At 61.6% G+C, this 26,041-nt stretch carries 25 protein-coding genes; 9 read left to right on the plus strand and 16 right to left on the minus strand.

Going from position 1 to position 26,041, the window contains the following annotated elements:
- Complete coding sequence (locus tag E4P32_RS06530; protein ID WP_116432716.1) at positions 1-1,284, minus strand: arsenic transporter; 1,284 nt, start codon at positions 1,282-1,284, stop codon at positions 1-3.
- A gap of 52 nt (positions 1,285-1,336) precedes the next feature.
- Positions 1,337-1,669, minus strand: a complete 333-nt coding sequence (locus E4P32_RS06535) for a metalloregulator ArsR/SmtB family transcription factor (protein ID WP_116432715.1) — start codon at positions 1,667-1,669, stop codon at positions 1,337-1,339.
- A gap of 213 nt (positions 1,670-1,882) precedes the next feature.
- Here E4P32_RS06535 and fnr point away from each other — a divergent pair, with 213 nt between their 5' ends.
- On the plus strand, positions 1,883-2,647 hold the full coding sequence (gene fnr / locus E4P32_RS06540) for a fumarate/nitrate reduction transcriptional regulator Fnr (RefSeq protein WP_167735652.1): 765 nt from the start codon (positions 1,883-1,885) through the stop codon (positions 2,645-2,647).
- Here the strand turns inward: fnr and E4P32_RS06545 are convergent.
- The 11 genes from E4P32_RS06545 to hemN form a co-directional block, all read right to left on the minus strand.
- A complete protein-coding gene (locus tag E4P32_RS06545; protein ID WP_135008711.1) occupies positions 2,604-2,873 on the minus strand; it encodes a hypothetical protein in 270 nt (89 codons plus the stop codon). The genes fnr and E4P32_RS06545 overlap by 44 nt on opposite strands.
- A gap of 29 nt (positions 2,874-2,902) precedes the next feature.
- The gene (locus tag E4P32_RS06550) at positions 2,903-3,421 is read right to left on the minus strand and encodes a FixH family protein (protein WP_116432712.1); all 519 of its coding nucleotides are present in this window, start codon (positions 3,419-3,421) and stop codon (positions 2,903-2,905) included.
- Between the two features lie 17 nt (positions 3,422-3,438).
- Positions 3,439-4,827, minus strand: coding sequence for a cytochrome c oxidase accessory protein CcoG (gene ccoG, locus E4P32_RS06555; RefSeq protein WP_233526536.1), 1,389 nt, complete (start codon positions 4,825-4,827; stop codon positions 3,439-3,441).
- 12 nt (positions 4,828-4,839) lie between these two features.
- Positions 4,840-5,778: a cytochrome-c oxidase, cbb3-type subunit III gene (gene ccoP / locus E4P32_RS06560; RefSeq protein WP_116432711.1), complete on the minus strand. Its 939-nt coding sequence runs from the start codon at positions 5,776-5,778 to the stop codon at positions 4,840-4,842.
- Positions 5,771-5,965: a cbb3-type cytochrome c oxidase subunit 3 gene (locus tag E4P32_RS06565; RefSeq protein WP_116432710.1), complete on the minus strand. Its 195-nt coding sequence runs from the start codon at positions 5,963-5,965 to the stop codon at positions 5,771-5,773. Before E4P32_RS06565 ends, ccoP begins: the two co-directional genes overlap by 8 nt.
- 10 nt (positions 5,966-5,975) lie before the next feature.
- Entirely contained in the window at positions 5,976-6,590 is a 615-nt protein-coding gene (ccoO, locus tag E4P32_RS06570; protein WP_116432709.1) for a cytochrome-c oxidase, cbb3-type subunit II, read from the minus strand.
- 13 nt (positions 6,591-6,603) lie between these two features.
- Positions 6,604-8,043: a cytochrome-c oxidase, cbb3-type subunit I gene (ccoN, locus tag E4P32_RS06575; protein ID WP_116432708.1), complete on the minus strand. Its 1,440-nt coding sequence runs from the start codon at positions 8,041-8,043 to the stop codon at positions 6,604-6,606.
- Positions 8,044-8,150: 107 nt separating this feature from the next.
- Positions 8,151-8,351 carry a cbb3-type cytochrome oxidase assembly protein CcoS gene (gene ccoS / locus E4P32_RS06580; RefSeq protein WP_116432707.1) on the minus strand — a complete coding sequence of 67 codons (201 nt, stop codon included), beginning with the start codon at positions 8,349-8,351 and terminating at the stop codon, positions 8,151-8,153.
- Between the two features lie 2 nt (positions 8,352-8,353).
- Positions 8,354-10,897 (minus strand): heavy metal translocating P-type ATPase, encoded by a 2,544-nt coding sequence (locus E4P32_RS06585; RefSeq protein ID WP_116432706.1) that lies wholly within the window; start codon positions 10,895-10,897, stop codon positions 8,354-8,356.
- The gene (locus tag E4P32_RS06590) at positions 10,894-11,655 is read right to left on the minus strand and encodes a sulfite exporter TauE/SafE family protein (RefSeq protein ID WP_116433861.1); all 762 of its coding nucleotides are present in this window, start codon (positions 11,653-11,655) and stop codon (positions 10,894-10,896) included. Before E4P32_RS06590 ends, E4P32_RS06585 begins: the two co-directional genes overlap by 4 nt.
- A gap of 60 nt (positions 11,656-11,715) precedes the next feature.
- Positions 11,716-13,134, minus strand: coding sequence for an oxygen-independent coproporphyrinogen III oxidase (gene hemN, locus E4P32_RS06595; protein WP_116432705.1), 1,419 nt, complete (start codon positions 13,132-13,134; stop codon positions 11,716-11,718).
- A gap of 319 nt (positions 13,135-13,453) precedes the next feature.
- On the opposite strand from hemN, the gene E4P32_RS06600 reads away from it, so the two are divergent.
- A complete protein-coding gene (locus E4P32_RS06600; protein WP_116432704.1) occupies positions 13,454-14,080 on the plus strand; it encodes an OmpW family outer membrane protein in 627 nt (208 codons plus the stop codon).
- 113 nt (positions 14,081-14,193) lie between these two features.
- Positions 14,194-15,264: a fatty acid desaturase gene (locus tag E4P32_RS06605; RefSeq protein WP_116433860.1), complete on the plus strand. Its 1,071-nt coding sequence runs from the start codon at positions 14,194-14,196 to the stop codon at positions 15,262-15,264.
- A gap of 15 nt (positions 15,265-15,279) precedes the next feature.
- Here E4P32_RS06605 and E4P32_RS06610 read toward each other — a convergent pair whose 3' ends face one another.
- A complete protein-coding gene (locus E4P32_RS06610; RefSeq protein WP_233526603.1) occupies positions 15,280-17,616 on the minus strand; it encodes a DUF3141 domain-containing protein in 2,337 nt (778 codons plus the stop codon).
- 295 nt (positions 17,617-17,911) lie between these two features.
- Here E4P32_RS06610 and E4P32_RS06615 point away from each other — a divergent pair, with 295 nt between their 5' ends.
- Both E4P32_RS06615 and E4P32_RS06620 read left to right on the plus strand, forming a co-directional pair.
- Positions 17,912-18,766, plus strand: a complete 855-nt coding sequence (locus E4P32_RS06615) for an HDOD domain-containing protein (protein ID WP_116432702.1) — start codon at positions 17,912-17,914, stop codon at positions 18,764-18,766.
- Between the two features lie 212 nt (positions 18,767-18,978).
- Positions 18,979-19,416 (plus strand): response regulator, encoded by a 438-nt coding sequence (locus E4P32_RS06620; RefSeq protein ID WP_116432701.1) that lies wholly within the window; start codon positions 18,979-18,981, stop codon positions 19,414-19,416.
- A gap of 67 nt (positions 19,417-19,483) precedes the next feature.
- Here the strand turns inward: E4P32_RS06620 and E4P32_RS06625 are convergent, their stop codons facing one another.
- Positions 19,484-20,791 (minus strand): PepSY-associated TM helix domain-containing protein, encoded by a 1,308-nt coding sequence (locus E4P32_RS06625; protein ID WP_116432700.1) that lies wholly within the window; start codon positions 20,789-20,791, stop codon positions 19,484-19,486.
- A gap of 347 nt (positions 20,792-21,138) precedes the next feature.
- Between E4P32_RS06625 and E4P32_RS06630 the strand changes: the two genes are divergently transcribed.
- Positions 21,139-22,284 (plus strand): PepSY-associated TM helix domain-containing protein, encoded by a 1,146-nt coding sequence (locus tag E4P32_RS06630; protein ID WP_116432699.1) that lies wholly within the window; start codon positions 21,139-21,141, stop codon positions 22,282-22,284.
- Complete coding sequence (locus tag E4P32_RS24075) at positions 22,281-22,457, plus strand: hypothetical protein (protein WP_158559695.1); 177 nt, start codon at positions 22,281-22,283, stop codon at positions 22,455-22,457. The genes E4P32_RS06630 and E4P32_RS24075 overlap by 4 nt, the downstream gene beginning before the upstream one ends.
- 10 nt (positions 22,458-22,467) lie before the next feature.
- Here the strand turns inward: E4P32_RS24075 and E4P32_RS06635 are convergent, their stop codons facing one another.
- Entirely contained in the window at positions 22,468-23,058 is a 591-nt protein-coding gene (locus E4P32_RS06635) for an NUDIX domain-containing protein (RefSeq protein ID WP_116432698.1), read from the minus strand.
- 210 nt (positions 23,059-23,268) lie between these two features.
- On the opposite strand from E4P32_RS06635, the gene E4P32_RS06640 reads away from it, so the two are divergent.
- Both E4P32_RS06640 and E4P32_RS06645 read left to right on the plus strand, forming a co-directional pair.
- Complete coding sequence (locus tag E4P32_RS06640; protein WP_116432697.1) at positions 23,269-24,030, plus strand: DeoR/GlpR family DNA-binding transcription regulator; 762 nt, start codon at positions 23,269-23,271, stop codon at positions 24,028-24,030.
- Positions 24,031-24,291: 261 nt separating this feature from the next.
- Complete coding sequence (locus E4P32_RS06645; RefSeq protein ID WP_116432696.1) at positions 24,292-26,037, plus strand: methyl-accepting chemotaxis protein; 1,746 nt, start codon at positions 24,292-24,294, stop codon at positions 26,035-26,037.
- The last annotated feature ends 4 nt before the right edge of the window (positions 26,038-26,041 follow it).

Here is a 26,041-nt window from a genome sequence, read left to right on the forward strand (position 1 = left end):
TCAAACGCTCAATCGCAAGGCCAGTGCGGACAGCGTCACCAGCAGCACCGGAATCGTCAGCATGGCGCCGACGCGGAAATAGTAGCCCCACGAAATCCGGATTTCCTTGGCGGCAAGCACGTGCAGCCACAACAGTGTCGCCAGGCTGCCGATCGGCGTGATCTTCGGCCCCAGATCGCTGCCGATGACGTTGGCGTAAATCATGGCCTCCTTGACGACGCCTTGGGCGGTCGCAGCGTCGATCGACAATGCGCCGACCAGGACCGTCGGCATGTTGTTCATGATCGACGAGAGCAAGGCGGTCAACAAGCCGGTGCCGATGGCGGCGCCCCACACCCCCTGCTGCGCGAAGCCATTCAACAGCCCCGTGAGATATCCCGTCAGCCCCGCATTGCGCAGTCCGTAGACCACCAGGTACATCCCCAGCGAGAAGAAGACGATCTGCCACGGTGCGCCTTTGATCACTTCCCGGGTCGAGATCCTGTGGCCTTTTGCTGCGACAGCCAGCAGGATCAGCGCGCCGACTGCCGCGATAACGCTGATCGGCACGCCCCGGTCTTCGATCCAGAAAAAACCGATCAGCAACAGGCCGAGAACCCACCAGCCTGCGATGAAGGTCGCGCGATCACGGATGGCCTCCGCCGGCTTCTTCAGCTGTCCGAGGTCGTAACCGGCCGGGATGTCGCGACGGAAATACAGATAAAGCACCAGCAACGTCGCCATCACCGAAACAGCATTGACCGGGACCATGACGGCGGCGTACTGCGTAAAGCCGATTTTAAAAAAGTCGGCTGACACGATATTCACCAGATTCGACACCACCAGCGGCAGGCTCGCGGTGTCGGCAATGAAGCCGGCCGCCATGACGAACGCCAGCGTGGCTTGCGACGAAAACCTCAACGCCAGCAACATGGCGACGACAATCGGCGTCAGGATAAGCGCCGCGCCGTCGTTCGCGAACAGCGCCGAGACCGCCGCGCCAAGCAGCACAAGAAGGACAAACAATTTGCGGCCGCTGCCGCCGCCCCAGCGGGCGACATGCAGCGCCGCCCATTCGAACAAGCCGGCTTTGTCCAGCAGCAGGCTGATGACAATGATGGCGATGAAAGCGCCGGTGGCATTCCAGACGATGTGCCACACCACCGGAATATCGGATAACTGAATCACGCCGCACGCCAACGCCGCCAAGGCGCCGGCGCAAGCGCTCCAGCCTATGCCGAGTCCGCGCGGTTGCCAGATGACGAACACCAGCGTCAGCAGGAAGATGGAGAAAGCAATGAGCATGTTGTCTCTGTTTCTTGGCTATTCTTGGCTATGTGTGAACGGACGTCGCCGCCTACTTTGCTTCCACTACGGGACAGCACTCCTGTACCGGCGAACACACATTGCCGCCGCAGCAGTTCTCGGTGAGGAAGCCGAGCAAGCCGTTCATCCTGTCAAAATTCGCCGAATAGATGACGAAGCGCCCTTCGCTGCGGGCGGTGACCAGGCCGGCGTGCGACAGCTCTTTCATGTGGAAGGACAAGGCTGACGGCGCCACTTCAAGTTGCTCGGCGATCTTGCTGGCGGCCATGCCTTCCGGGCCTACCTGAACCAACAGGCGGAACGCGGCGAGGCGCGACTCCTGAGCGAGCGCTGCCAGCGCGATGATGGCGGTCTTGTTGTCCATGGAGACTCCTATCAATACAATAATTCAATTATTATTGAATTATTGTATTGATGCAAGCAGCATGCTCATCGGGACGTCCGGGCACACCGATTAACCACGTCCCGCTTGATCCAGATCAAGGAGTGTCCAGAAACCCCGCCGTACGCTGTCTTCCGGGCTTTGCCCTGCGCTATATTGGGCAAAACAACGACAGGCGTCCACACGTCCACAGCCATGAGCGAGCTTCAACAGATCCAGCGGCCCCTGCCGCCGCCCCTCCACGCGATGAAGACCAGTTGCGTCAATTGCAGCATGCACCAGCTGTGCCTGCCGATGGGACTGGATGACTCCGACATGAACCGGCTCGACCAGATCATCGGCCGGCGTCGCCGGGTGGCGCGCGGCGAGAGCCTGTATCGCATGGACGACCCGTTCAAGAACCTGTATGCAATCCGGCTCGGGCATTTCAAGACTTACCAGCTCAATGCCGGCGGCGAACAGCAGATCACCGGCTTCCAGATGGCCGGCGAACTGATGGGCATGGACGCCATCAGCACCGACAAGCATCATTGCGACGTCGCCGCGCTGGAAGACAGCGAGGTGTGCGAAATTCCGTTCCAGCGACTGGAAGAATTATTCGGCGTGATCCCGATGCTGCTGCGCCATTTCCACCGCATCATGAGCCAGGAAATCACACGCGAGCAGAACGCCATGCTCCTGCTCGGCAACATGCGCGCGGAACAGCGCTTCGCCGCTTTCCTGATCAACCTGTCGTCGCGCTATGCGGCGCGCGGCTATTCTTCCACTAGCTTCCAGCTGCGCATGTCTCGCGAAGACATCGGCAACTACCTCGGCCTGACCATCGAAAGCATCAGCCGGCTGGTCTCCAAGTTCCGCAAACTCGGCTGGCTCGGCGTCGACAAGCGCGAGATCCAGCTGCTCGACCCGGTCCGCATCAAGGCTCTTGCCGCCGGGACTGAGACTTGTCCGATGGTCTGATCAGGTAGTCGCGCTGGCCCGGCAGGTTAAGCAGGAACGCCAATCCACCCGACAGCGCGCAAAACAGCCACAGGAAAAAGAATCCCGCCGTATACGCTGCCAGCCGCTCGCGCTGGCTGACGAAATTGAACAGCTCGTCCGGGTCGAACCAGGCAAAGAAGCAGCCCTCCGCAGCAATCGCCGCCAGGAACGAGGCCCACAGGATATTCGGCACGATGCGCTGCATGGCAATCTCCTCTTCTTGAATTCCGCTGCTCAACTTGCCGCCGGCTGATCCGCGATCAGGTCCAGCATCCTCTGCTGCGGCCAATGCCAGACGCCGGCCACGCGCCAGTCGCGCGCGTCGTTCTCCAGCAGCACCTGCCAGCGTGCCAGCTCCAGCATCGGCAAACTGACGCTGAAGTCGCCGTGGGCGTTGGTTTCAAGCGGCAGACGCAAATCTTTTTCAGGCCGGGTCGGATGCGCCAGGTGCAATTGCAGCTTGCCTTGCAGCGGTCCGGCATCGGTCTTTGCGTTGCCGATCAGTTTTCCCGAGGCGGCGTCATAAGCGAGATGCAGCGCCACGCCCAGCGAGGTCGCCACACGGTCGCGACGCAAGTCCTGGTTGATGGCGCGGCCCTCCTTGTAATAGTCGCCCACCACCATGGCATCCTCGCGCGTCACCGCCAGCCAGATCGTGAACGAGCCGGCCACGATCACCAGTGCAGGGCCGAGCATCAGCAGCCAGGGCCAGCGGTGCATGTACCAGGGGCGAAAGGTCGGGGTTGCCTGCATGATTTTCCTCTTCGGTGTCATCGCGGTACGAAGAAGACAGCCGTCTCCTCGACCTGCAATCGTGGATCGTCGACGGCGCTCAACGCGAACGCCACCTTGTTGGAGCCGTGCTCGCCCTTGCCGTGCGGCACCCGGACGCGTACCGGGACGGCGCGCGTGGTGGCGCCTTCGATCTCGACTTCCGCCGGCGTCGCCAGCCTGATGCCGTCAATGCCGTACACCGCGATCTGGAAACGATGCGCGGTCTCGCCGGTATTCATGATCTGCAGCCGGTAGACATTCTCGATCATGCCGTCTTCGACTTCGCGCGCCATCATGCCGCGATCGCGGATGATGTCGAGCTTGAGCGGCGTGCGCAGCGCCAGCGCGGTGCAGAATCCGGCCACGATCAACACCAGCAGCGCCGTGTAAGCGAGCACGCGCGGCCGTAAGACGCGCCGGCGCATTTCCTGCAGCGACAAATGCAGGGTCAACGCGCGCTCGGTCGAATAGCGAATCAGTCCGGGCGGCAAGTCGACCTTGGCCATGACCCCGTTGCAGGCGTCGATGCAGGCGGCGCAGCCGATGCATTCGTATTGCAGGCCGTTGCGGATGTCGATGCCGGTCGGGCAAACCTGCACGCACATCGAGCAGTCGATGCAATCGCCGGTCTTCTGCGCCGCTTTGGTTTTTGCGCCGCGCGGTTCGCCGCGCTCGCGGTCATACGTGATGATCAGCGTGTCCTTGTCGATCATCGCGCTCTGGAAGCGGGCGTACGGACACATGTACTTGCACACCTGCTCGCGCATCCAGCCGGCGTTGCCATAGGTAGCGAAGCTGTAGAACAGGATCCAGAATGTCTCCCACGGCCCCAGCGACAGCGAGGTAACAAGGTGCATCAGGTCGTGGACAGGTGTGAAATAGCCGACGAAACTGAAGCCGGTCCACAGGGACAACGCAATCCACACTGCGTGTTTGGCGCCCTTCCTGAGCAACTTCTCCGCGCCCCACGGCTGGCGGTCCAGCCGCATGCGCGCGCTGCGCGTGCCTTCGATGCGTCGCTCTATCCACAGGAACATTTCCGTGTAGACCGTCTGCGGACAGGAGAAACCGCACCACACGCGCCCCGCCACTGCCGTAAACAGGAACAGCGCGTAGGCGCAGATGATCAGCAACGCCGCCAGGTAGATGAAATCCTGCGGCCACAGCACGATGCCGAAGATGTAGAACTTGCGCGCACCGAGATCGAACAACACCGCCTGCCGCCCGTTCCACTGCAGCCACGGCACGCCGTAGAACACCAGCTGGGTCAGCCACAGGCAGACCCAGCGCAGGCTGGCGTAGCGCCCCTTGATCTCGCGCGGATAGATGTCCTCGCGGGCGGCGTACATCTTGACGACGGCAATGTCCGGCGGCGGCTTGTCCATGGTCGTGCGTCCCTACTTCTGGTCAGCGTTGGACGGCGCGTTCGACAGGCTCCAGACGTAGGAAGCCAGCACGTGTACCTTGGCTTCGCCGAGGAAACTCTCGAATGCCGGCATGGTGTTGTTGCGGCCCTTGCGGATAGTTTCCATGACGGTTTCGACGCCACCGCCATAGAGCCAGATCTTGTCGCTCAGGTTGGGCGCACCCAGCGCCTGGTTGCCGGTGCCGCCGGCGCCGTGGCAGCCGGCGCAGACCGCGAACTTGGACTTGCCGAACACCGCCTTGATCGGATCGTGCGTCGAGTCGGACAAGCTCAATACATAGTGCGCAACGTTCTCGACGTCCTTGTCCGAACCCAGCGCCGCCGCCATCGACGGCATCTGGCCGTTGCGGCCGTGCAGGATGGTGGTCTTGATCACGTCCGGATCGCCTCCGTACAGCCAGTCCTTGTCGGTCAGGTTGGGAAAGCCCTTGCTGCCGCGCGCGTCGGAGCCGTGGCATTGCGCGCAATAGGTCAGGAACAGACGTTCGCCCATCACATGCGCCTGCGGATCGGCGGCGACCGTCTTGATGTCTTGCTGCAGGTATTTGTTGAACAGCGGGCCGTAGTCGGCATCGGCCTTTTTCAACTCGCCCTGGTAGGCCTCGCTGGACTTCCACCCGAGCTTGCCGGCGTACGTACCGAGCCCCGGATACAGGTACAGGTAGACCAGCGCAAACACGATGGTCAGGTAGAACAGCCACATCCACCAGCGCGGCATGGGTGTGTTGAGCTCGGTCAGGTCGCCGTCCCAGACATGGCCGGTGGTGCCGACGGTCGCGGGATCCTGGTCGGGCTTCTTCTCGACCTTGACCTTGGATTGCGACCACAGCAGCACGCCGCAGCCGATGATGCTGATGATGGTGAGGCTGGTAATGTAGATGTTCCAGAACCCGCTCGTAAAATCAGACATGGCGGCTCTCCGAGGCCTCTGCAGCCGGCGCATCCAGGAAGTCGTCCTCAAACGGAATGCGCGCGGCTTCCGCAAAATCGTCCTCACGGCGCTTGCTGAACGACCACCACAGGATGCCGATGAAGGTGGTCAGGCTGATCACCGTCATGACGCTGCTGGCCTGGATCGTGAAATTATCGATAGCCATATTGTTTCCCCTAGTTTCTTGTCTTGATTTGCGTGCCGAGGCCTTGCAGGTACGCAACCAGCGCATCTTCCTCGGTCTTGTCGACCAGTTCGGCCGGCGCCGCCTGGATCTCTTCGTCCGTGTACGGCACGCCCAGGCGGTGCAGCGCGCGCATCTTGGGCTCAATGCTCTTGGGATCGAGCCTGGTCTTCGCCAGCCATGGATAGCCGGGCATGTTCGATTCGGGCACCACGTCGCGCGGATTGTTCAGGTGGATGCGATGCCATTCGTCACTGTAGCGTGCGCCGACGCGCGCCAGGTCGGGACCGGTGCGCTTGGAGCCCCACTGGAACGGATGATCGTAGACAAACTCGCCCGCCACCGAGTAGTGACCGTAGCGCTCGGTCTCGGCGCGGAACGGCCGGATCATCTGCGAGTGGCAGTTGTAGCAGCCTTCGCGGATGTAGACGTCGCGACCTGCAAGGCGCAGCGGCGAATACGGCTTCAGTCCGGCAACCGGTTCGGTGGTCGAGCGCTGGAAGAACAGCGGCACGATCTCCACCAGACCGCCGACGCTGACCACCAGCACCACCAGCGCGATCAGCAGCCAGGGATTCTTCTCGATCCATTCATGGGAAAATTTCATTCGATGCTCCTGCTCATGCGTGGGTTGATACGTGATTGGTGGACAATGCCGGGATGCGCGCCTCAACCGGCTGCCCGTCCCGCATGGTCATGAAGGTGTTGTAGGCCATCATCACCATGCCGGTCAGGTACAACAGGCCTCCGGTGAAGCGCACTACATAGTAGGGATAGGTCGCCTTGACGCCTTCCGCGAAGGTGTAGGTCAGCGTGCCGTCGGCGTTGACCGCGCGCCACATCAGCCCTTGCATCACGCCGGCGATCCACATCGAGGCGATGTACAGCACCACGCCGATGGTGGCCACCCAGAAATGCAGGTCGACCAGGCGCACGCTCCACATCTCGCGCTTGCCGGACATGCGCGGGATCAGGTAATAGATCGAACCCATGGTGATGAAGCCGACCCAACCCAATGCCCCTGAATGGACGTGGGCGATGCCCCAGTCGGTGTAGTGCGACAAGGAGTTGACGGTCTTGATCGACATCATCGGACCTTCGAAGGTGGCCATGCCGTAGAACGACAGCGACACGATCATGAACTTCAGCAGCGGATCGGAACGCAGCTTGTGCCACGCGCCCGACAGCGTCATGATGCCGTTGATCATCCCGCCCCACGACGGCGCCAGCAGTATCAGCGAAAACACCATGCCGATCGACTGGGTCCAGTCCGGCAGCGCGGTGTAGTGCAGGTGATGCGGACCGGCCCACATGTAGGTGAAGATCAGCGCCCAGAAGTGCACGATCGACAGCCGGTACGAATACACCGGACGTTCGGCCTGCTTGGGGATGAAGTAATACACCATGCCGAGATAGCCGGCGGTCAGGATGAAGCCGACCGCGTTATGGCCGTACCACCACTGGATCATGGCGTCCTGGACACCGGCATAGGCCGAGTAGGACTTCCACATCGACACAGGCATGGCGGCGCCATTGACGACGTGCAGCAGCGCCACCGCGATGATGTAGGCGCCGAAGAACCAGTTGGCGACGTAGATGTGCCTGACCTTGCGCTTGATCAGCGTACCGAAAAACACCACCGCGTAACTGACCCACACGACGGTGATCAGCAAGGCGATGGGCCACTCCAGCTCGGCGTATTCCTTGCCGCGCGTGAAGCCCATCGGCAAGGTGATCGCAGCCGAGACCAGCACCAGTTGCCAGCCCCAAAACGTGAACGCGGCCAGCTTGTCCGAGAACAGCCGGACCTGGCAGGTGCGCTGCACGACGTAATACGAAGTCGCGAACAGCCCGCAGATGCCGAACGCGAAAATCACCGCGTTGGTGTGCAGAGGCCGCAGGCGACCGTAGGTCAGCCACGCAATGTCGAAGTTGAGCGCAGGCCACGCCAGCTGCGCTGCGATGAAGACGCCGGCCAGCATGCCGATGACGCCCCACACCACGGTGGCGATCGTGAACTGCTTCACGATCCTGTAGTTGTAATTGAGTTCTCTGTCCACACCCTCTCCCGGAATTTTTCGCCCATGTCGACCATGGGCGATGTTGATGGGGAGAGAGTAGTTTTATGGGGCGCGGCTGTCCTTGATGTGCATCAAAAGGACCGGCATCAATGGGAGACGGCGTCGTCCTTAAGGGGAATTTCACTCGCGGCGGACGATGGCGGCGCCTTGTCGTCATCCTGCAGGATGCGCCAACCCGGACTCACCAGGTCGTCGAACTGGCCGTCGTCGGACATGCGAAAGAACAGCCAGATCGCCGCGAACACGATGGCAATGCTGAACGGCACCAGCAGGTAGAGTGCTTCCATCGTCAGTTCCCCGTCCCATTCCCAGCCCGGCGCAGACGCAGCGCGTTGAGCACCACCACTACCGAACTCAGCGACATGCCCACGCCCGACAACCACGGGTTGATCCAGCCCAGCGCCGCCGCCGGAATCGCCACCGCGTTGTAGAGCGTGGCCCATGCCAGGTTCTGGCGGATCACCACGAGCGTCTTTGCCGCCACGCTATCGGCTTCGCACAGCGCCGACAATTGCCCCGACAACAGCACGCAATCGGCGCTGGTCTGCGCCAGCGCGGCGCCGTTGCCCATCGCGAAGGAAACATCGGCCGCACGCAACACGGCGGCGTCGTTGACGCCGTCGCCCACCATTGCGACGATGGCGCCGCCCTGCTGCAGCCTTCGCACGAAGGACAGCTTGCTTTCAGGCAGGCAGTCACCGAGCGCAGTCTGGATGCCGAGCCGGTCGGCCACGTGTTGCGCCACCTCATGGCGATCGCCGCTCAGCAACACCAGGCTCTTGCCCTGCCCCTGGAAATGCGCGACCACCGCCTGTGCTTCCGGTCGGAGAGCGTCGGCGATATCGAAGCGCGCCAGCCAACCGTTGCTCGACGCCAGGAACACGTAGCTGGCCTCGGCCTGCCCGTCGGCATCGGCTGCCGGCATGCTCGACGCAGTAGGGATCAATGCGTGCACGAACGCGAAATTGCCGAGCCGGCACAGCACGCCGTCAACGGTCGCTTCCACACCCTGGCCGGCCGCATGGCGCAGCGTGCTTGCTTCCGGAATATCGTGCAGGTGCTGCTCCTGCTGCTCCGCTGCCGCCTGCAGGATGGTCTGGGCCAGCGGATGCGCACTGGTGCGCTCCATGGCGGCCGCAATGCGCAGGCAGTCAGCCGCCGACAAGGCGCCCAGCTTCAGAATCTCTCGCAGCGCGGGCTTGCCGACGGTCAGCGTGCCGGTCTTGTCGAACACGATGTGGGTAGCACGATGCAGCGTTTCCAGCACATGCGGCTGCACTGCCAGAATGCCTTTCCGCAGCAGGCGATCGGTGGCCGCCGCCAGGGCTGTCGGCGTTGCCAGCGACAAGGCGCAAGGACAGGACACCACCAGCACGGCAATCGCAACCGGCCACGCGCGCGCCGGGTCGATCACGTACCAGACGCAAAACACCACAACCGCCAGCAGCAACAGCGCCGCCACGAACCAAGCCGCTACGCGATCGGCCCACAGCGCCAGTTTCGGCTTGGCTTGTCCGGCCCGGTTGACCAGGCCGACCAGCACCGACAGCGTGCTGTCACCGGCGGTGCGCACGACTTTCGCGGTCAGCGCCTGCGCGATGTTGACGGCGCCGCCGGGGATGGTGTCGCCGACCTTCTTGTGCACCGGACGGCTTTCGCCGGTCAGCAGGGACACATCGACTGACGATGATCCTGCGAGCACGACGCAATCTGCCGCCAATGCCTCGCCGGGCCTGACCAGGATGACGTCGCCGGCGCGCAGTCGCGCTGCCGCGACCAGTTCGGCATCCGGCTGCGGATAGGCCAGTACGCGCAGCGCCGAGGACGGCAGCGACTGTTGCAGGCGGTCCAGCGCCGAGGCCGCCTTGCGCCGCGCCGTCAGCTCCAGATAACGGCTGCACAGCAGCAGGAAGATGAACATCGTCACCGAGTCGAAGTACACTTCGCCCCCGCTCGCACCGCGCCATGTCGCCAGCGCACTGCCTGCAAATGCGGCAATGATGCCCAGCGTCACCGGCACATCCATGCCCGGCGCGCGGTTGCGGATATCGCGCCAGGCGCCGCGGAAGAACGGTTGCGCCGAGTACACCAGCGCCGGCACGGTCATCAGCAAGGCGGCCCAGCGCATCAGGCTTGCCATGTCGTCATCCATGCCGCCCTCGCCCGCCAGGTAGGCGGGCACGGCATACATCATCACCTGCATCATCGACAAGCCGGCGATGAAGAGTTGCCGGAACAGTGTCTTGCGCACGCGTTCCAGCTGCTCGCCGTGTCGCACCGGATCGTAGGGATAGGACGGGTATCCGATTGCCCGCATGGCGGCGAGGATATCGCTGGGCTTGCATGCATCGGTGCGCCAGCGCACGTGCAGGCGCTCGGTCACCGCATTGACCTCGGCGCTCAGTACGCCGGGCACGCGCGCAAGACGCAGCTCAATGAGGCAAATGCAGGAAGCGCAGCGAATATTGGCCACCGTATAGATCGCCGCTGCGGCATGCGCATCCGTCGCCGAAGTTGCGGAAGTTGCGGAATTTTCAGCTGCGGGCTCATGGTCGTACAGCAGCAGTTCAGGCGGCATCAACTCCCGCTCCTCGACCGTGGCGGCAAAGCCGGTGCGCGAGGCGTAGTAATCGGCGAAGCCGCTATCGACAATACTGCGCGCCACCGCCTCACATCCGGGGCAGCACATGGCGCGCCCGGCGCCGTCGATCGTCACGCGCCATGCCGTGTCCGAAGCCACCGGCAGGCCGCAGTGGAAGCAGGCTGTGCCGGCCGCATCAGTCTCGCCAGTCACTCCCCTCACGTCCCTCACGCCGCGCTCGACGGCAATCATGGCTGCCCCGCCGCAGATCCAGCAACATGCGTGGGCGTGATGCACAAGGCCGCCAGCCAGTCAGGCGTGAAGCCGTGTTGCGCACGCAGCAGGCCAAACACGCCGAACAGCAATACCACCATCCCGCTGACCACGCGGACACTGCGTCGCTGCAGGACGCCGCGCAACTGTGCGCCGAACATGCCGGCCGCCAGCAGCACCGGCAAGGTGCCGAGACCGAACGCCAGCATCACCGCTGCGCCCGACAGGGCCGAACCGCTCAACAGCGCCGTCAGCAACACGCTATAGACCATGCCGCACGGCAGCCAACCCCACAGTCCCCCGGCCAGCACCAACTTGAACGGGCTATCGAGAGGCAACAGCAAGCCGGTCAATGGCCGCAGGCGTTTCCAGAGGATGTTGCCGACTGCCTCCATCCTGGCGAGGCCGCGCCAGGCATCCATCAGATAGAGTCCCAGCGCGACCAGCATCAGGTGCGCCACTACATAAGCGCCGGCCTGCCATACCTGCATGTCCGCCAGCAGCCGTGCGCCGCCGGCAAGACCGCCCGCCAGTGCACCGGCGACGGCATAGCTGCCGATGCGGCCGAGATTGTAAGAGAGCGTGCGCAACAGCAGCGCGCCGTTGGCTTCGCTCTTCATGACGTTGACCACCACCGGAAACGGCTTCGTCCGAACCGTCGCAGGCGCCATCGAGAACGCGCCGACGATGCCGCCGCACATGCCGATGCAATGGACGCTGCCGAGCAATCCGATCATGAAGACCGGAAATAGACTCAAATTCAGGCTCAAATTCAGACTCAGGCCGGTCATGGCGGCTCAGATGGTGCGTGAATAGCGCTGCTCGTCCGGACGCGATTGCAGGTAGCGGTCGAACACCATGCAGATGTTGCGGATCAGCAGGCGGCCCTTCATGGTGACCGTGATCCACTCCTCGTCGATCACCACCAGTCCATCCTGTTCAAGGCGATGCAAGCCTTCCAGCTCGGCCTCGAAATAGGACGCAAAGGTAATCGGATAAGCGGTTTCAATGGAAGCAATCGATAGCTCGAAGTTGCACATCAGGCGCTGGATGATCAGGCGACGCAAGACGTCGTCCATGTTCATGCGCAGGCCGCGCACGATGGGTAGTTCGTTTTTGTCGATGGCGTCGTAGTACTCCTCCAGCGTCTTGACGTTCTGGCTGTAGGTCGAGGCCACCGCGCTGATGGCCGACACGCCGCAGGACACCATGTCCGACTCGGCATGCGTGGAATAGCCCTGGAAGTTGCGATGCAGACGGCCCTGCTGCTGCGCGATCGCCAGGTCGTCGGTCGGCAGCGCGAAATGATCCATGCCGATGTAGACGTAACCGGCGTCGGTCAGCCGGCGGATCGCCAGCGCCAGCATGTCGAGCTTGGCTTCCGCACCTGGCAGCTGCGCCTCGAGGATGCGGCGCTGCGGCTTGAACAGGTGCGGCAGATGCGCGTAGTTGTACAGCGAGATACGGTCCGGTCCGGCCTGGATCACCTTGGCCAGCGTCTGCGCCATGCTGATCACGTTTTGTCCCGGCAAGCCGTAGATCAGGTCGATGCTGACCGAGCGATAACGTTGTGCGCGCGCGGCCTTGATGATGTCGAGGGTAAGGTGTTCCGGCTGTACACGGTTGACGGCGCGCTGCACCAGCGGATCGAAGTCCTGCACGCCCAGGCTGAGACGATTGAAGCCCTGCGTGCGCAGACTGGCGACGCGTTCAGCGGAGACCGTGCGCGGATCGACCTCGATCGAGTATTCGCCGACTTCGTCCGCCGCAAAGCGGAACCAGCGCTGCAGATGCGCCATCAGGTCGGCCATCTGCGCATCCGAAATATAGGTCGGCGTGCCGCCGCCGAGGTGCAACTGCTCGATCTGGTTCATGCCGTCGAACAGCTTGCCCTGCATTTCGATCTCGTGCTTCAGATAGCTGAGATAGATGCCGGCCTTGTCGCGGTTTTTGGTGACGATCTTGTTGCAGGCGCAGTAGTAGCAAATGTTTTCGCAGAACGGGATATGCACGTAGAGCGACAAGGGATTGCGGCTGCCGCGCGTGCGCAGCCCCGCTACCGCCTGCAGGTAGTCACGGTAGCCGAAGCTGTCGCTGAAGCGATCCGCGGTCGGGTACGAGGTGTAGCGCGGGCCGGACTGGCTCAGCTTGCGGATCAGTTGAGCGTCGAATTCGACCGATGGTTCGGCGACCATCGTCATTGCGGATACCACCATGTTGTTAGCTCCAGAGGCGGGCCGCAGCAGAAAAACGCGATGAGCGAGATGAAAGACAAAAAAACAAGACGGACTGCGACCCTGGTGAAACAAGTCTAGGGACTTGCACCCCGCCATACCTTGACCTACATCAAAAGGGGCACAAACGCAGATGAAACGGCGCTTCCGGGCGCGTGTGCATGACCTTCACAGACCCGCTTCTTTTTCTTTTTTGATCGACATCAAATCCCACCCTCGCCGTCCCGCGTACATTTCGCTGCATCGCAACTTCATTCACAACAATGCGCTTTCATCGAGAGAAGGCGCGGGGAAATCCATCATGAAAAAAATCGCAATGCTGCTGGCGCCAGTCGCCATCGTCGCCGCCCTGTCTGTCGTCGCTCCCTTTGCCGCAGCGCAAGAAAGCCCCTGGCTGGTGCGCGTGCGCGCCGTCAACATCAGCCCCGACAACAAATCCGATCCGGTCGGCGGCGTCGGCGCCTCGGATCGCCTGACGGTCAGCTCCAAGACCATCCCGGAAGTCGACATCAGCTATTTCTTCACACCCAACTGGGCCGCCGAACTGGTCCTGACCTATCCGCAAAAGCATGACGTGCGGCTCGACGGCCAGACCATCGGCAGCTTCAAACACCTGCCGCCGACACTGCTGGCGCAGTACCACTTCACGCCGGCCTCGACCTTCAGCCCCTACGTCGGCGCCGGCATCAATTACACGCGCATCTCCGACGTCAACCTGCTCAACGGCGGCGCCCGCCTGGAAAACCACAGCATCGGCGGCGCGCTTCAAGCCGGCTTCGACGTCAAGCTGGATCGCCATTGGCTGATCAACTTCGACATCAAGAAAGTGCAGATCCGCAGCGACGTGCTGGCCGCCAACGGCACCAAGCTCAGCACCGTGAAGATCGATCCGTGGCTGATCGGCGTCGGTGTGGGTTATCGCTTCTGAAGCGGCGCACACCGCCGCTAAAACGTAAATGAAACGCCATCATCATGTCTTGAGGTTCTACTCCAATGCAGCATCCTGATTCAACACTGACGCCCGTCGATCCGCATGTCCCCATGCCGCATCGCAAGATCATCCGTTCCTGGCTGGCGCCCATCGTCGCCCGCAGCACGCCGCTGGCAATTGGGCTGGTGGTGCTGGACTTCTGCCTGTTCGGCCTGGCGCTGGCGGCGACGATCGCGGTCGGGAACATCGTTGCCAAAGTGGCGCTGGGCATGCTGACCGGCTTCATCATCGGCCGCCTGTTCATCCTCGGGCATGACGCCTGCCACCAGAGTTTCACCGCCAACCGCCGGCTCAACACTTGGCTCGGCCGGCTGGTGTTCATGCCGTCGCTGACGCCATACAGCCTGTGGGCAGTCGGGCATAACGTGGTGCATCACGGCTATACCAACCTGAAAGGCTTCGACTTCGTCTGGCAGCCGCATTCGCTACAGGAGTTCCGGGCGCTGCCGCGCTGGCGCCAGAAGCTCGAACGCCTGTACCGCAGCGGCTGGGCGCCATGGCTGTATTACACGGTGGACATGTGGTGGAAGAAGATGTATTTCCCGTCGCGCAAGCAGATGCCGACGAGACGTGCGGAGTTCATCTGGGACGGCGTGCTGGTCACCGTTGCCGCCGCCATCTGGATCGGCGGACTGGCGTGGGCCGCGCAGGCCGGCGGGCAATCGTTCTGGACGCTGTTACTGACGGCGTTCGTGGTGCCGGTGCTGTTCTGGAAGGCGATGATCGGTTTCGTGGTCTACGTCCATCACACCCACGTCGGCGTGGCCTGGTACCAGGACAAGTCGGAATGGTCGGCGGCGCAACCGTTCGTCTCGACCACGGTGCACCTGACCTTCCGCCATGGCATCGGCGCGGCGCTGCATCACATCATGGAGCACACCGCCCATCACGTCGACATGAGCGTGCCGCTGTATCGCCTGAAGAAGGCGCAGAAGCTGCTGGAGACGATGCTGCCGGGCCGCATCGTGATCCAACAATTTTCGTGGCGCTGGTATTTCGATACCGCACGGCGCTGCAAGCTGTATGACTTCGATCGCCTGTGCTGGACGGACTTCAAGGGACGTCCGACCAGCACGCCGTTAAGGGCGGTCGTGCAAAGAGCAGTTGTGGAAGCGGCTTAGCAATTTTCGAAGGCGCTAAGCCGCCTTTGCTGTCGCCTTGCCCTTTGCTGTTTTGGGCTTGGCGGCAGCTTTTTTTACGGCGGTCGTTTTAGGTGCTGACTTTACTGCGGCGGGCTTTGCAGCCGCCGGTTTTACTGCTGCCTTCTTGGCCGCCGGCTTCCTGGGAACAACCGGTTTTACATCCGGCTTTTCCAATGCATCGGTCAGCTTGCGCGCCAATCCGATCACCCGTTGCGGATCGACGCCCAGGGTACCGATCAGGAACTCGATGATTTCCGAGCGCGGATTGGCCAGCGTCGGCTCAATCATCATCACCGCCGCCGACACCGCCAGCGCACGCTCACGCGTGGCCGTATCGGGCAATAATTGTTCAAGCGCGTTGAGCGCTTCCACCGGCGCCACCGCCGTCAGGCGCGCCTGGTCCTTCAGCAATTGCACCCAGTTGGTCTTGGGCGACACGCTCGCATGCATCGGCAACTGCGCCAGCAGGCGCGCCAGGCGCAGGCTGCGCCGCTCGAAGGCGCCGATCGAGATCATCCCCGACACCACGATGCGGCACACCGCTTCGGCAAAACCGCCTTCGGCGATATGCGCCAGGGCCTTTTCACGATAGACCTCGAGCTCGCGCAGCGCGCGCTCATGCGCGACGACGGCGTCCGGTTCGTGCGGCTTGAGCCATGCACCCATGCCCTTGGGACCGAATAGTTGGCGCGTCATCTTGACGGTGCGCTCGTCGCGACGGTCGCGGTACTGGTTGAGCTCGTCGGTGATCTGCTGCGCCATCTTCTTTTCCAGCTGCTTCAGCGGATGGTCCTCGGGAACTGTAGCTCGCTCGGCGCGTGCTTCTGCCGCCTTCTGGCGGATAAACGGCGCCATGAAGAAACTGTCAGAGAACATTTGGCGCTGCATACGCAAAGGGTTCATCTTGACCATGGCATTGGCCATCTCACGGGTGGCGCTCATCTTCACCCATGGACGCACATAGGTCTTGTACAGGTTGGCGTTGAACTCCGACCATTGCGCGATGGTGGAGAACATCTCCTCTTCTTCGCGCCCTTCCGGATTGATCTTGCGGATGTCGTCCATGGTGCGGTGCTGGTAATGCACCGTGTAGTCGCCCGGCTCCAGCTGATCCCAGCGTTGTTCGTCCTTGCCCGCCTTGGCTTCGAGCTTCATTTCGTAGAGGCCCGGCGGCAGGCTTTCAATGACGTCCAGCGAAGTCACCAGTTGATCATGTTCCTTGAGCGCAATCGAACCGCCGACGAAGATGCCGAGGTGGCCGACGCTTTCATGCAGCACGTAAATGATGGTGCGGCCGGCGGCGGCAATCGCACGCTCATCGCCCCAGGTGTCGATGATCCAGTTGAGCGCCTGCGGCGGCGGCGTGATGTTGTCGCCCCAGGAGGCGAACACCACGATCGGTGAAGTGATGTTGCGCAGGTCGATGGCCTTGTCGCCGGCCATCATGGTGCCGCGCGCAAGTTTGTTGCCGACGAACAGATTCTCGACGATGGATTCGATCTCGCTGCCGGTCATGCGGAAGTAACCACCCCACCAGCGCTCGAACTCGAGGAAGCGCTCGGCTTCGGTGTCGACGCCGGCCCAGAGGTTGTAATACTTGTTCCACAGGGTGTTGGCGGGATTGAGCTTCTCGAAATTCTCCACCAGATGAGCGCCGTCGAAACGGTCTGCACCGAGGTCGCTGGTCATCGATGCCAACCAGGACCCGCCCAGCGAAGCACCGCTGTAACGCATCGGGTTGAGCGTGGAACTGCCGGCCCAGTACGACACCGGCGCGCCGACGATCATGAGCGGACCGAACAATTCCGGCCGCCGCGCGTTCAGCGCCATCATGGCCCAGCCGGCCTGGCAGTTGCCGATCACCACCGGCTTGGCCGGGCATTGCGGATGGCGCTTGATGATTTCTTCGATGAACAGGGCTTCGGTGTCCATCACGGTCAGCAGCGTCTGGCCGTCTTCCGGCTCCGGACGGAAGGTGACGAAATACACCGTGTGGCCGGCGCGCATGGCCATGCCGACTTCCGAATCGAATTTGAAGCCGCCGATACCGGGACCGTGTCCGGCGCGCGGGTCGACCACCACCACCGGCCGCGCTTCGGGCTTGACCGGCATCGAGGCCGGCGGCTGCAGCCGCAGCAAGGCGTAGTTGCAGGGATTCGGCAGGTCGTGGCCGTCCATCACCACTTCATGCTCGAACTTCAACAGCGGCGGCGTGCCCTGGTCCAGATGTTCAAGATAATTGTTGCCGCGATCGAGCAAGGTGTCGAGAAACAGGTAAGTGCGCTGCATGGCGTCGGTCAAATAGGCATTGACGTCGCCCAGTTGCGGCATGCCCACTACAGGAGCAGCTTGCGGTGTCGCTGCTGCATCTTTTTGCGTTGCTGCCGGGGTCTTGCGCGTGGCCATGAGTCCGCTCCTGGTGATGGGATATACAACGTTATCGATCATCATACCGAGAAAGACGTGATGACAGTCTCTGATCTCTGCGACAATAAAACCGCAATTCGTCGAATTGAATGCCTGCTCCCGCTTCGGTTCGCGATGATGGAATTTACATCGCCACATTGAGCGCGCAGGAAGCAGATGCTGCCGCCGCAGTTCGTTTATTGACACAAGGGAACAACGCATGGAACTCAAGAGCCTCGTCGACCAGCCCAACAAGCTGCCAACCGTCCCCAAAGTCGTCCAGCAACTGATCGAAAGCTTCAACTCCGAAGACATCTCGGCAAACGAGATCGCACACCTGATCGCCGGCGACCCGGCGCTGTCGGCCAAGCTGCTGCGCCTGGCCAACTCGGCCTATTTCCATGTCTCGCGCACGGTCGGCACGGTCGATGATGCGCTGCGCATGCTGGGTTTCGTGATGGTGCGCAACCTGGTGCTGGGCAACGGCATGGTGGCCGCCTTCAAGAACACCAAGGGTATGGAATTGCAGCAGTTCTGGCGCTACAACCTCTACACCGCCTGCGCCGCGCGCTGGCTGGCGCACCACGGGGGCGACAACGGCGACGCCGCCTTTACACTGGGCATGATGCATGGCATCGGCCAGCTGCAGTTGCATGCGGTCGCCGCGGCCGAAGTGGCGCCGCTGGACAAGCAGCTCAACGTGCTCGACGCCGGCCGCGCCGAACTGGAAAAGGAAAAGCTCGGCTTCCACTTCGCCGACGTCTCGGCCGAACTGGCGAAGATATGGAATTTCCCCGAAGCCCTGTCCAGCGCGCTCAAGGACATCCCCGCCCCGCTCGCCTCCACGCCGTTCGATCGGATGGCCGGGTGGGTCCACCTGGGCGCGTGGCGCGCCCGTGCCGAAGTGCTGGATCAGAGCGACGAAGACATGGCGGCGAGTTATCCTGCCGCTGTCGCCAAGCGCCTCGGTGTCGATGCAGGCTGGACGTCGGCAAGCAATGGCAAGAGCGATCCGGACAAGGCGATGCCGCCGCTGAAGGAGCTGACGGCCGGGCTGGATGCGATGCTGGAGTAAGCTCCGCAATGGCACTCAGCACGACAAAACAGCAACCTACCAATAAGTACGTGTCAGGAATTGCCCGATATCCATTCTGTACGAGCGTGCCAAAATGGCTTCATGAACACCAGGTAAGCAAGATGCAGCGGCTGCAAGCTACGCCACAGCTTTACCGGGTGTGGATGGACTCAGTCAACAGGTTGAGTTCCTATTTTGTGAAGGCGATGAGCATGCAAGGCTTACAACAATCCGACATCCTTCTGGTGGACGATAGCTCCGAAGTGGCAGAACTGACCAAATTTGCCATCCTGCGCAAGAAGCTTACCGACAAATGGACCTGGTTCAACGATCCCGAAACTGCTTCAGACTTTCTCTTCAATCATGAATATGCTGCGCGCCGCGACCTGCATCCTTTCCTGATCCTGCTGGACCTGAACATGCCGCGCCTGAGTGGCCACGACCTGCTGCGCATGCTCAAGGGCAACAAGGCGACGTCACATATTCCGGTGGTGATGTTCTCGACTTCAACCGACCGCGAAGATATCCGCAAGAGCTACGAGCTGGGCGCCAACGGCTATCTGTACAAGGCCACCGATGCGGGCCAGATGATGGATACCGTGGTCGACGCGGTATCGTACTGGACAACGCGCAATCTGCCGGTGCGATGAAATGAACCAGCAAAGACAAAGAGCCGCTCAACCAGGTTGATGCGGCTCTTTTTTTAGCTGAATCTTGTTACGACAGCGACGTGCTCTCGCGCCCGTCTACCTGATTTCCCGTCCTGGCGATGGCTGGCTGCGGTGAACCTGAACCTGAGCGCGATTCTTCCTTCACTTTGCGCTTCTGCGCCACGCGGGCCTTGCGCTTGCGCATCCAGATCACCACGCCGGTCACCGACAGCATCGCCACCAGCGCACCCATGAAGGAAATGAAAATGCGACCCGGCAAGCCGAGGATGCGTCCCGAATGCAGCGGGAATTGCGCCTGGATGAACAAGTCACCGGCGCTGCCGGTGCCCGGGATCCGGGTGCCGGCCGGTGCGCCGGTAGCTGCATCGAAGTACAGCCAGGCGTTGCCCAGGCCGACGTCGCCGTGGTCGTTGCCGGCCTCGAAGAAGCCGACGCCATACAGGCCGAACATCGAGGAATAGAACACGCCGCCGGCCGGCGCGTCAAAGCCGCGACGCTTGCCTTCTTCAATCGCCAGCCGGGTGACCTGCTCGCGCGACATCTTCGGCTCGACCACCTTGTCCGGCGCCACCGGCGTGCGCGTGTCGAAGGCGGTCGGCGTGACCGTCGAGAACATCTTGATGACCGGCGTCATGACCTGGTTGTTGAGGTTCATGGAAACCGAAGTCACGGCCAGGATCAGCAGCAAGCCCCACACCCAGACGCCGCCTGAACGATGCAGGTCGAAGTTGAGCTTGTGGCCGCCGTCCTTCCAACGGAAGGCGAACGACTTGCGCCAGCTCTTCCAGTTCGGGAACGAGAGCCACAGCGCGATGAAGCAATCCAGCGCCCAGACGATGCCGATGATGCCCATCAGCCAGATGCCCAGTTCGATGCCGCCGACCTCGGGCAGATGCATGGTGTAGTGCAGCTTGTAGAGGAACGGCAGCAGGTTTTCCGGGCTCAGCGAAATTGCGCCCCACATGCGCTTGCCCTGGATTTCGGCGGTGACGGGGTCGACTGCGATCTGGTTGTAGCTCAGCTCATACGGCTTGCCGGTGGCCGGATCGAGGCGCGGCTCGACCATCATGCTGCTAGTGTGGCCGGGCTCGCTCTCGTTCATCACGTAGGTGACGCGCAGCTTCGGCTCGCGCGCCTCAACGATGTTGGCCAATTCCAGACCTGGTTTGGGCGTGCCGGCTACCGTGCCGGGGTTGGCGCTATTGGCGCTGTTGGCGTGGAACAGGGTCGGATTGAGGGCGGCGTCGAGCTCGTGGTCCCAGGAAATGATCGCGCCGGTGGCGCCTGAAATGAACAGGAACACGGCCACGCCGAGACCGAACCAGCGATGAAGGAGGACGAGAACAGCACGCATAAAGTCGCTTCAAAAAAACGCCGAAGCGGTCTTGCTCCAATATCGAAGCAAGACCGCCGGCAGGTTAATGCAATCGTCGCCGCAAAAAACGGGCGTTGACAAGAATGGTTCTCATTTTAATCCATGCCGGTCGCACGCCACAATCCCGAGGTGCGGTCATTGGAACTCGAATATTTGCGTCGTAATTGCAAAAACAATATTGTTCATACATCGAATTATGAATAAGAATTGTTTTCATCTATAATCGCCTGCACAAAAAAGCCGTCACCAAGAATCAACAATAATCACAACAACCGCCCCGCTCCATCCCTCGACGGCCGGTTGGCATCGCGCAAGGAAAGCACCTCATGAAAGCGTCCACTTTACGGACCTGGTATGCCATTCACCGCTGGACCAGCCTGATCTGCACTCTCAATCTGCTGGTGCTGTGCTTGACCGGGCTGCTGCTGATTTTTCATGACGACATCGACGATTGGCTGGGACAAGGGCATCCCGAAGCGGCCATGTCGCAGCCCGGCGCAAAACCTTCGGTGCAGTCGCTGATCGATGTGGCGCAGGCCATGCATGCGGGGCAAGTGGCAAAATCCATCTTTTTCGGCGATGAAAACTTCGTCAACGTGCGCGTCGGCCCGCCCGGCGAGCCCAAACTGGCCATCGGCAAGAGCGTCCAGTTCAACGGCGCCACCGGCGAGCGCAATAACACCGTTCCGGGTGAAACCTTCAGCGGCTTCATCCTGAAGCTGCACGTGAACCTGTTCCTCGGCCTGCCGGGCCAGTTGTTCATGGGCGTCATGGGCCTCATCTTCGTGCTGAGCCTGGTCAGCGGGCTGATCCTGTATGCGCCGTTCATGCGCAAGCTGGCGTTCGGACTGCTGCGCTTCGGCAAGAGCACGCGCGTGGTGAATGCCGACTTCCATAACCTGTTCGGCATCGTCGTCATGGTATGGGCGCTGGTGGTGGGCCTGACCGGCACCTTCCTGTCGTTCTCGCCGCTGATCCTCGGCCTGTGGCAAAAAACCGAATTGCAGCATCTGATCGAGACACTGCCGGGGCCGAAACCGTCGCGCCTGATCGCGGTCGACAGCGCCATCAACGCCGCCCAGGCGGCAGTGCCGGGCAAGGACATCGCCTACGTGTTCTATCCGGGCACGGAATATTCCACCGGCCGCCATTACGGCGTGGTGCTGCGCGGCCATACCGAACTGGAAAAACGCGTCTTCACCATCGCCATGGTCGACGCCGACAACGGCGCGGTCTCGGCGGTGCGCGGCATGCCGTGGTATTTGCAGGTCTTGCTGCTGTCGGGGCCGTTCCACTTCGGCAATTACGCCGGACGTCCGCTGCAGATCCTGTGGGCGCTGCTGACCATCATGACTGCGGGAGCCACCGTGACCGGCTTCGTGGTCTGGCTCAAACGGCATCGGCGCAGCAAGGTAGCCGGCGGCGCGACGGAATCGGAATCGGGACTGGCCTTATCGGGAGAACAAGCATGAAGGGAACTTGGAACATGCCGCTGTTGCTGGGCGCGCTGTCGCTGGGCGGACTGGCAGCCGGGATTTTCGGCGACGGCATCTGGGACTGGCTGTGCTGGCTGGGTCTGGGGATTCCGGTAGTTGTCGTGACGCGCCATGTCTGGCGTCAATGGCGCGTCGCCCGGCCATCCTGATTTATCCGCTTTAGTTCGGCCCCGCGCCGAACAAATGCAATTGCGCGTATTGCAGCAGCATGATGGTCTTGCCGTCGGCGATTTCGCCTTCGGCAATCATCATCAGCGCCTGCTGGATCGGCACTTCCATTACTTCGATATCTTCCCCTTCGGCGATATTGCCGCCGCCCTCGCCTGCGCGCGCATCCGCTGCGTATTCGCCGACGAAGAAATGCAGCTTCTCGGTCACCGAGCCCGGGCTCATGTACACCTCGAACACTTTACGCACGTCGCCGACGCGATAGCCGGTTTCTTCTTCCGCCTCGGCGCGGATACGTTGTTCCGGGCTGGCGTTGTCCAGCAAACCTGCCGGCGTTTCGACCAGGAAACCGTCGTGACCGTCGCGATAGGTCGGAAATCGGAATTGCCGGATCAGGATGACGCTGCGCCGCTCCAGGTTGTACAGCAGGATGGTGGCGCCGTTGCCGCGATCGTAGGTTTCGCGGTCGAGCGTCTGCCAGACACCGTCGGCGCGGCGATAGTCGAAGGTAGTCTTCTTGAGCAGGTACCAGTCGTCGGACAAGACTTTGACATTGCGGATGCGGACACGCTCGTTTTCCATTGTTTTACTCCTGTGCAGTGAATTCGTAAGGCCGCAAACCCGCATTCATCCATGCCGGTATTGCACGCTTTATTTAAAATATCATGCAATATCAGGAATTATCAAGAATATTCGTGCAATAATGCTGCCATTACTTCCACGAAACTGCACGAATTTACGTATCTCTTGTACACTCCCGACCTCATCTACATCAGATCGGATCAAATCAGCATGCTGACCAGCCAACGAAAGAAACACCTGCTCGACCTGCTCAGCCGCGACGGCCGCATCGTCGCCAAGTCGGTGAGCGAACAACTGGACGTGTCCGAAGACACGATCCGACGCGATCTGCGTGAACTGGCCAAGGAAGGATTGCTGCGGCGTGTGCATGGCGGCGCCTTGCCGTTGCTCGACACGCCGCCCATGGTGATGTTCGCCAATCGCCAGCACATCGAGCCCGGCGCCAAGGCCGACATCGGCCGCGCGGCGGCGGCGCTGGTGCTGCCAGGCCAGGTCGTGTTCATCGACGGCGGCACCACCTGCGTGCAGATGGCGCGCCATCTGGCGCCCGAGCTGAAGGCAACCGTTGTCACACACAGCCCGTCGATCGCAGTGGAGCTGTCCAATCATGCGCATATCGACGTCATCATCATCGGCGGCAAACTATTCAAGCATTCGGTCGTGGCGATGGGCAGCGGCACCATCGACGACATCGCGCGCGTCCGCGCCGACCAGTATTTCATGGGCGTGTGCAGCCTGCATCCGCGCACCGGCATCACTTCGCTCGACTTCGACGAAGCCGGCATCAAGCGCGCCTTCAGCCGCGCTGCAGCCGACACCGTGGTGCTGGCCTCGCCGGACAAGCTCGACACCACCTCGCCGTTCGAGATCGTGCCGCTGGCTGAAGTCAGCCGCATCGTCATTAACCGCAACACCGCCGCCGAACTGATTGCGCCTTACCAGGCGCAAGGCATAGACATTACTCTGGCCTGAGTCGCCGCTGCACTCCCCATTTCGTCGTCCAAAAACCGCTTCTGCAACACCGCCAGCTTGCTGTCAGCACCTGCATATCTCCCGTGGATTGCAAGTAGAAAAATTATCAAAAAATACACAAATAACCACGACTTCCGTTTGAACAAAGATATCTTTCATGCAATTCTGTGAGGAACCGCCCGCGACTGCGGGCGGGAGGAAAAGCACCATCGGAAAACACGATGCGATGCGCCGACTCACAAAAAAGCGGGGAGACACGTAATGAAATGGTTCTACAACTTGAAGATCGCCACCAAGCTGATCGCCGCCTTTTTAGCCGTGATCGTGCTGGCAACGGGTCTGGGCATTTTCGCCATCAGCCAGCTCGACAAGGTCAACCGCGCCTCTACCGACATTGCCACCAACTGGCTGCCGACCATCCGCACCCTGGCTCAACTGAAGTTCACGGCTTCGCGTATCCGCAGCTTTGAGCAGCAACATATTCTTGCCTCCGACGCCAAGGAGTTTGCGGAAATCGAGCAGAGCGCCAACAAGCAGCTCGAAACCCTTGCCGCGTCGCGCAAGCTGTACGAGAGCCAGATCACCGAACCGGAAGAACGCGCCATCTATCCGGAAGTCAGCAAGATGCTGGACGTCGTGGTCGCGGAACATCCCAAGATCATCGCCCTGTCGCGCGACAACAAGAACGCCGAAGCACGCACCCTCATGAAGGGCGAATCGACTAAAAACTATCGCAAGGCGATCGAGCTCCTCGATCAGCTGACCGCCATCAACGAGCGCGGCTCGGACATCTCCAACAAGCTGGCTGACAACACCTACAGCAGCGCCCGGCTGTGGATCATCGGCATGCTGGTGCTGTGCATCGCTGCGGCAATGACGCTGGCGATCATGGTGGCGCGCATCATTTCGCGGCCGCTGACGGAAGCCGTGAAGGTCGCCCGCCAGGTTGCCGACGGCGACCTTACCGCCGACATCCGGCAAAACAGCGAAGACGAAACCGGCCAGTTGCTCGGTGCGCTCAAGCAGATGAACGACAACCTGCTGCGCATCGTCGGCAGCGTACGCACCGGCACCGACACGATCGCGACCGCATCGAGCGAAATTGCCTCCGGCAACATGGATCTGTCGTCTCGCACCGAACAACAGGCGGGCTCGCTGGAAGAAACCGCCTCGGCCATGGAAGAGATGACGTCGACCGTCAAGCAGAATGCCGACAATGCGCGCCAGGCCAACCAGTTGGCGGTGTCCGCGTCCGCAGTCGCCGTCCAGGGCGGCGCCGTGGTCGGTCGGGTGGTCGACACCATGGGCTCGATCAATGAATCCTCGCGCAAGATCGTCGACATCATCAGCGTGATTGACGGCATTGCCTTCCAGACCAATATCCTGGCGCTCAATGCAGCGGTCGAAGCGGCGCGCGCCGGTGAGCAAGGTCGCGGCTTTGCGGTGGTCGCCTCCGAAGTGCGCAGCCTGGCGCAACGCTCTTCCGCCGCTGCGAAGGAAATCAAACAGTTGATCGACGACTCCGTCGCCAAGGTCGATGTCGGCAGCAAACTGGTCGAACAGGCCGGCTCAACCATGGATGAGGTGGTCAGCAGCGTCAAGCGCGTGACCGACATCGTCGGCGAGATCACTGCCGCCAGCCAGGAGCAAAGCGTCGGCCTCGACGAGATCAACCGTGCGATTACCCAGATGGATGAAGTGACGCAGCAGAATGCTGCGCTGGTGGAAGAAGCCGCTGCTGCGGCCCAATCGTTGCAGGAACAGGCAAGCAACCTGTCACAGATCGTCAGCGTGTTCAAGCTGGATCACCATGCCCTGCCGCAAGCCCGGACTCACGCCGCTCCTGCCGCCACAGCGCCGAAGCGCGCCGTGAACATCACGCCCAAGCCGGCGTCCCTGCCTGCCAAAGCAAGCGTTAAAACGGCATTCAAGACTGCGCCAGCGAAGAAATCCCTCGCCAGCGAAGCGCCTGTGCACGACGACGCGGGCTCGTGGGAACAGTTTTGATGTA

This window comes from Herbaspirillum sp. 3R11 (assembly GCF_004563925.1).
Lineage (GTDB): Bacteria > Pseudomonadota > Gammaproteobacteria > Burkholderiales > Burkholderiaceae_D > Herbaspirillum.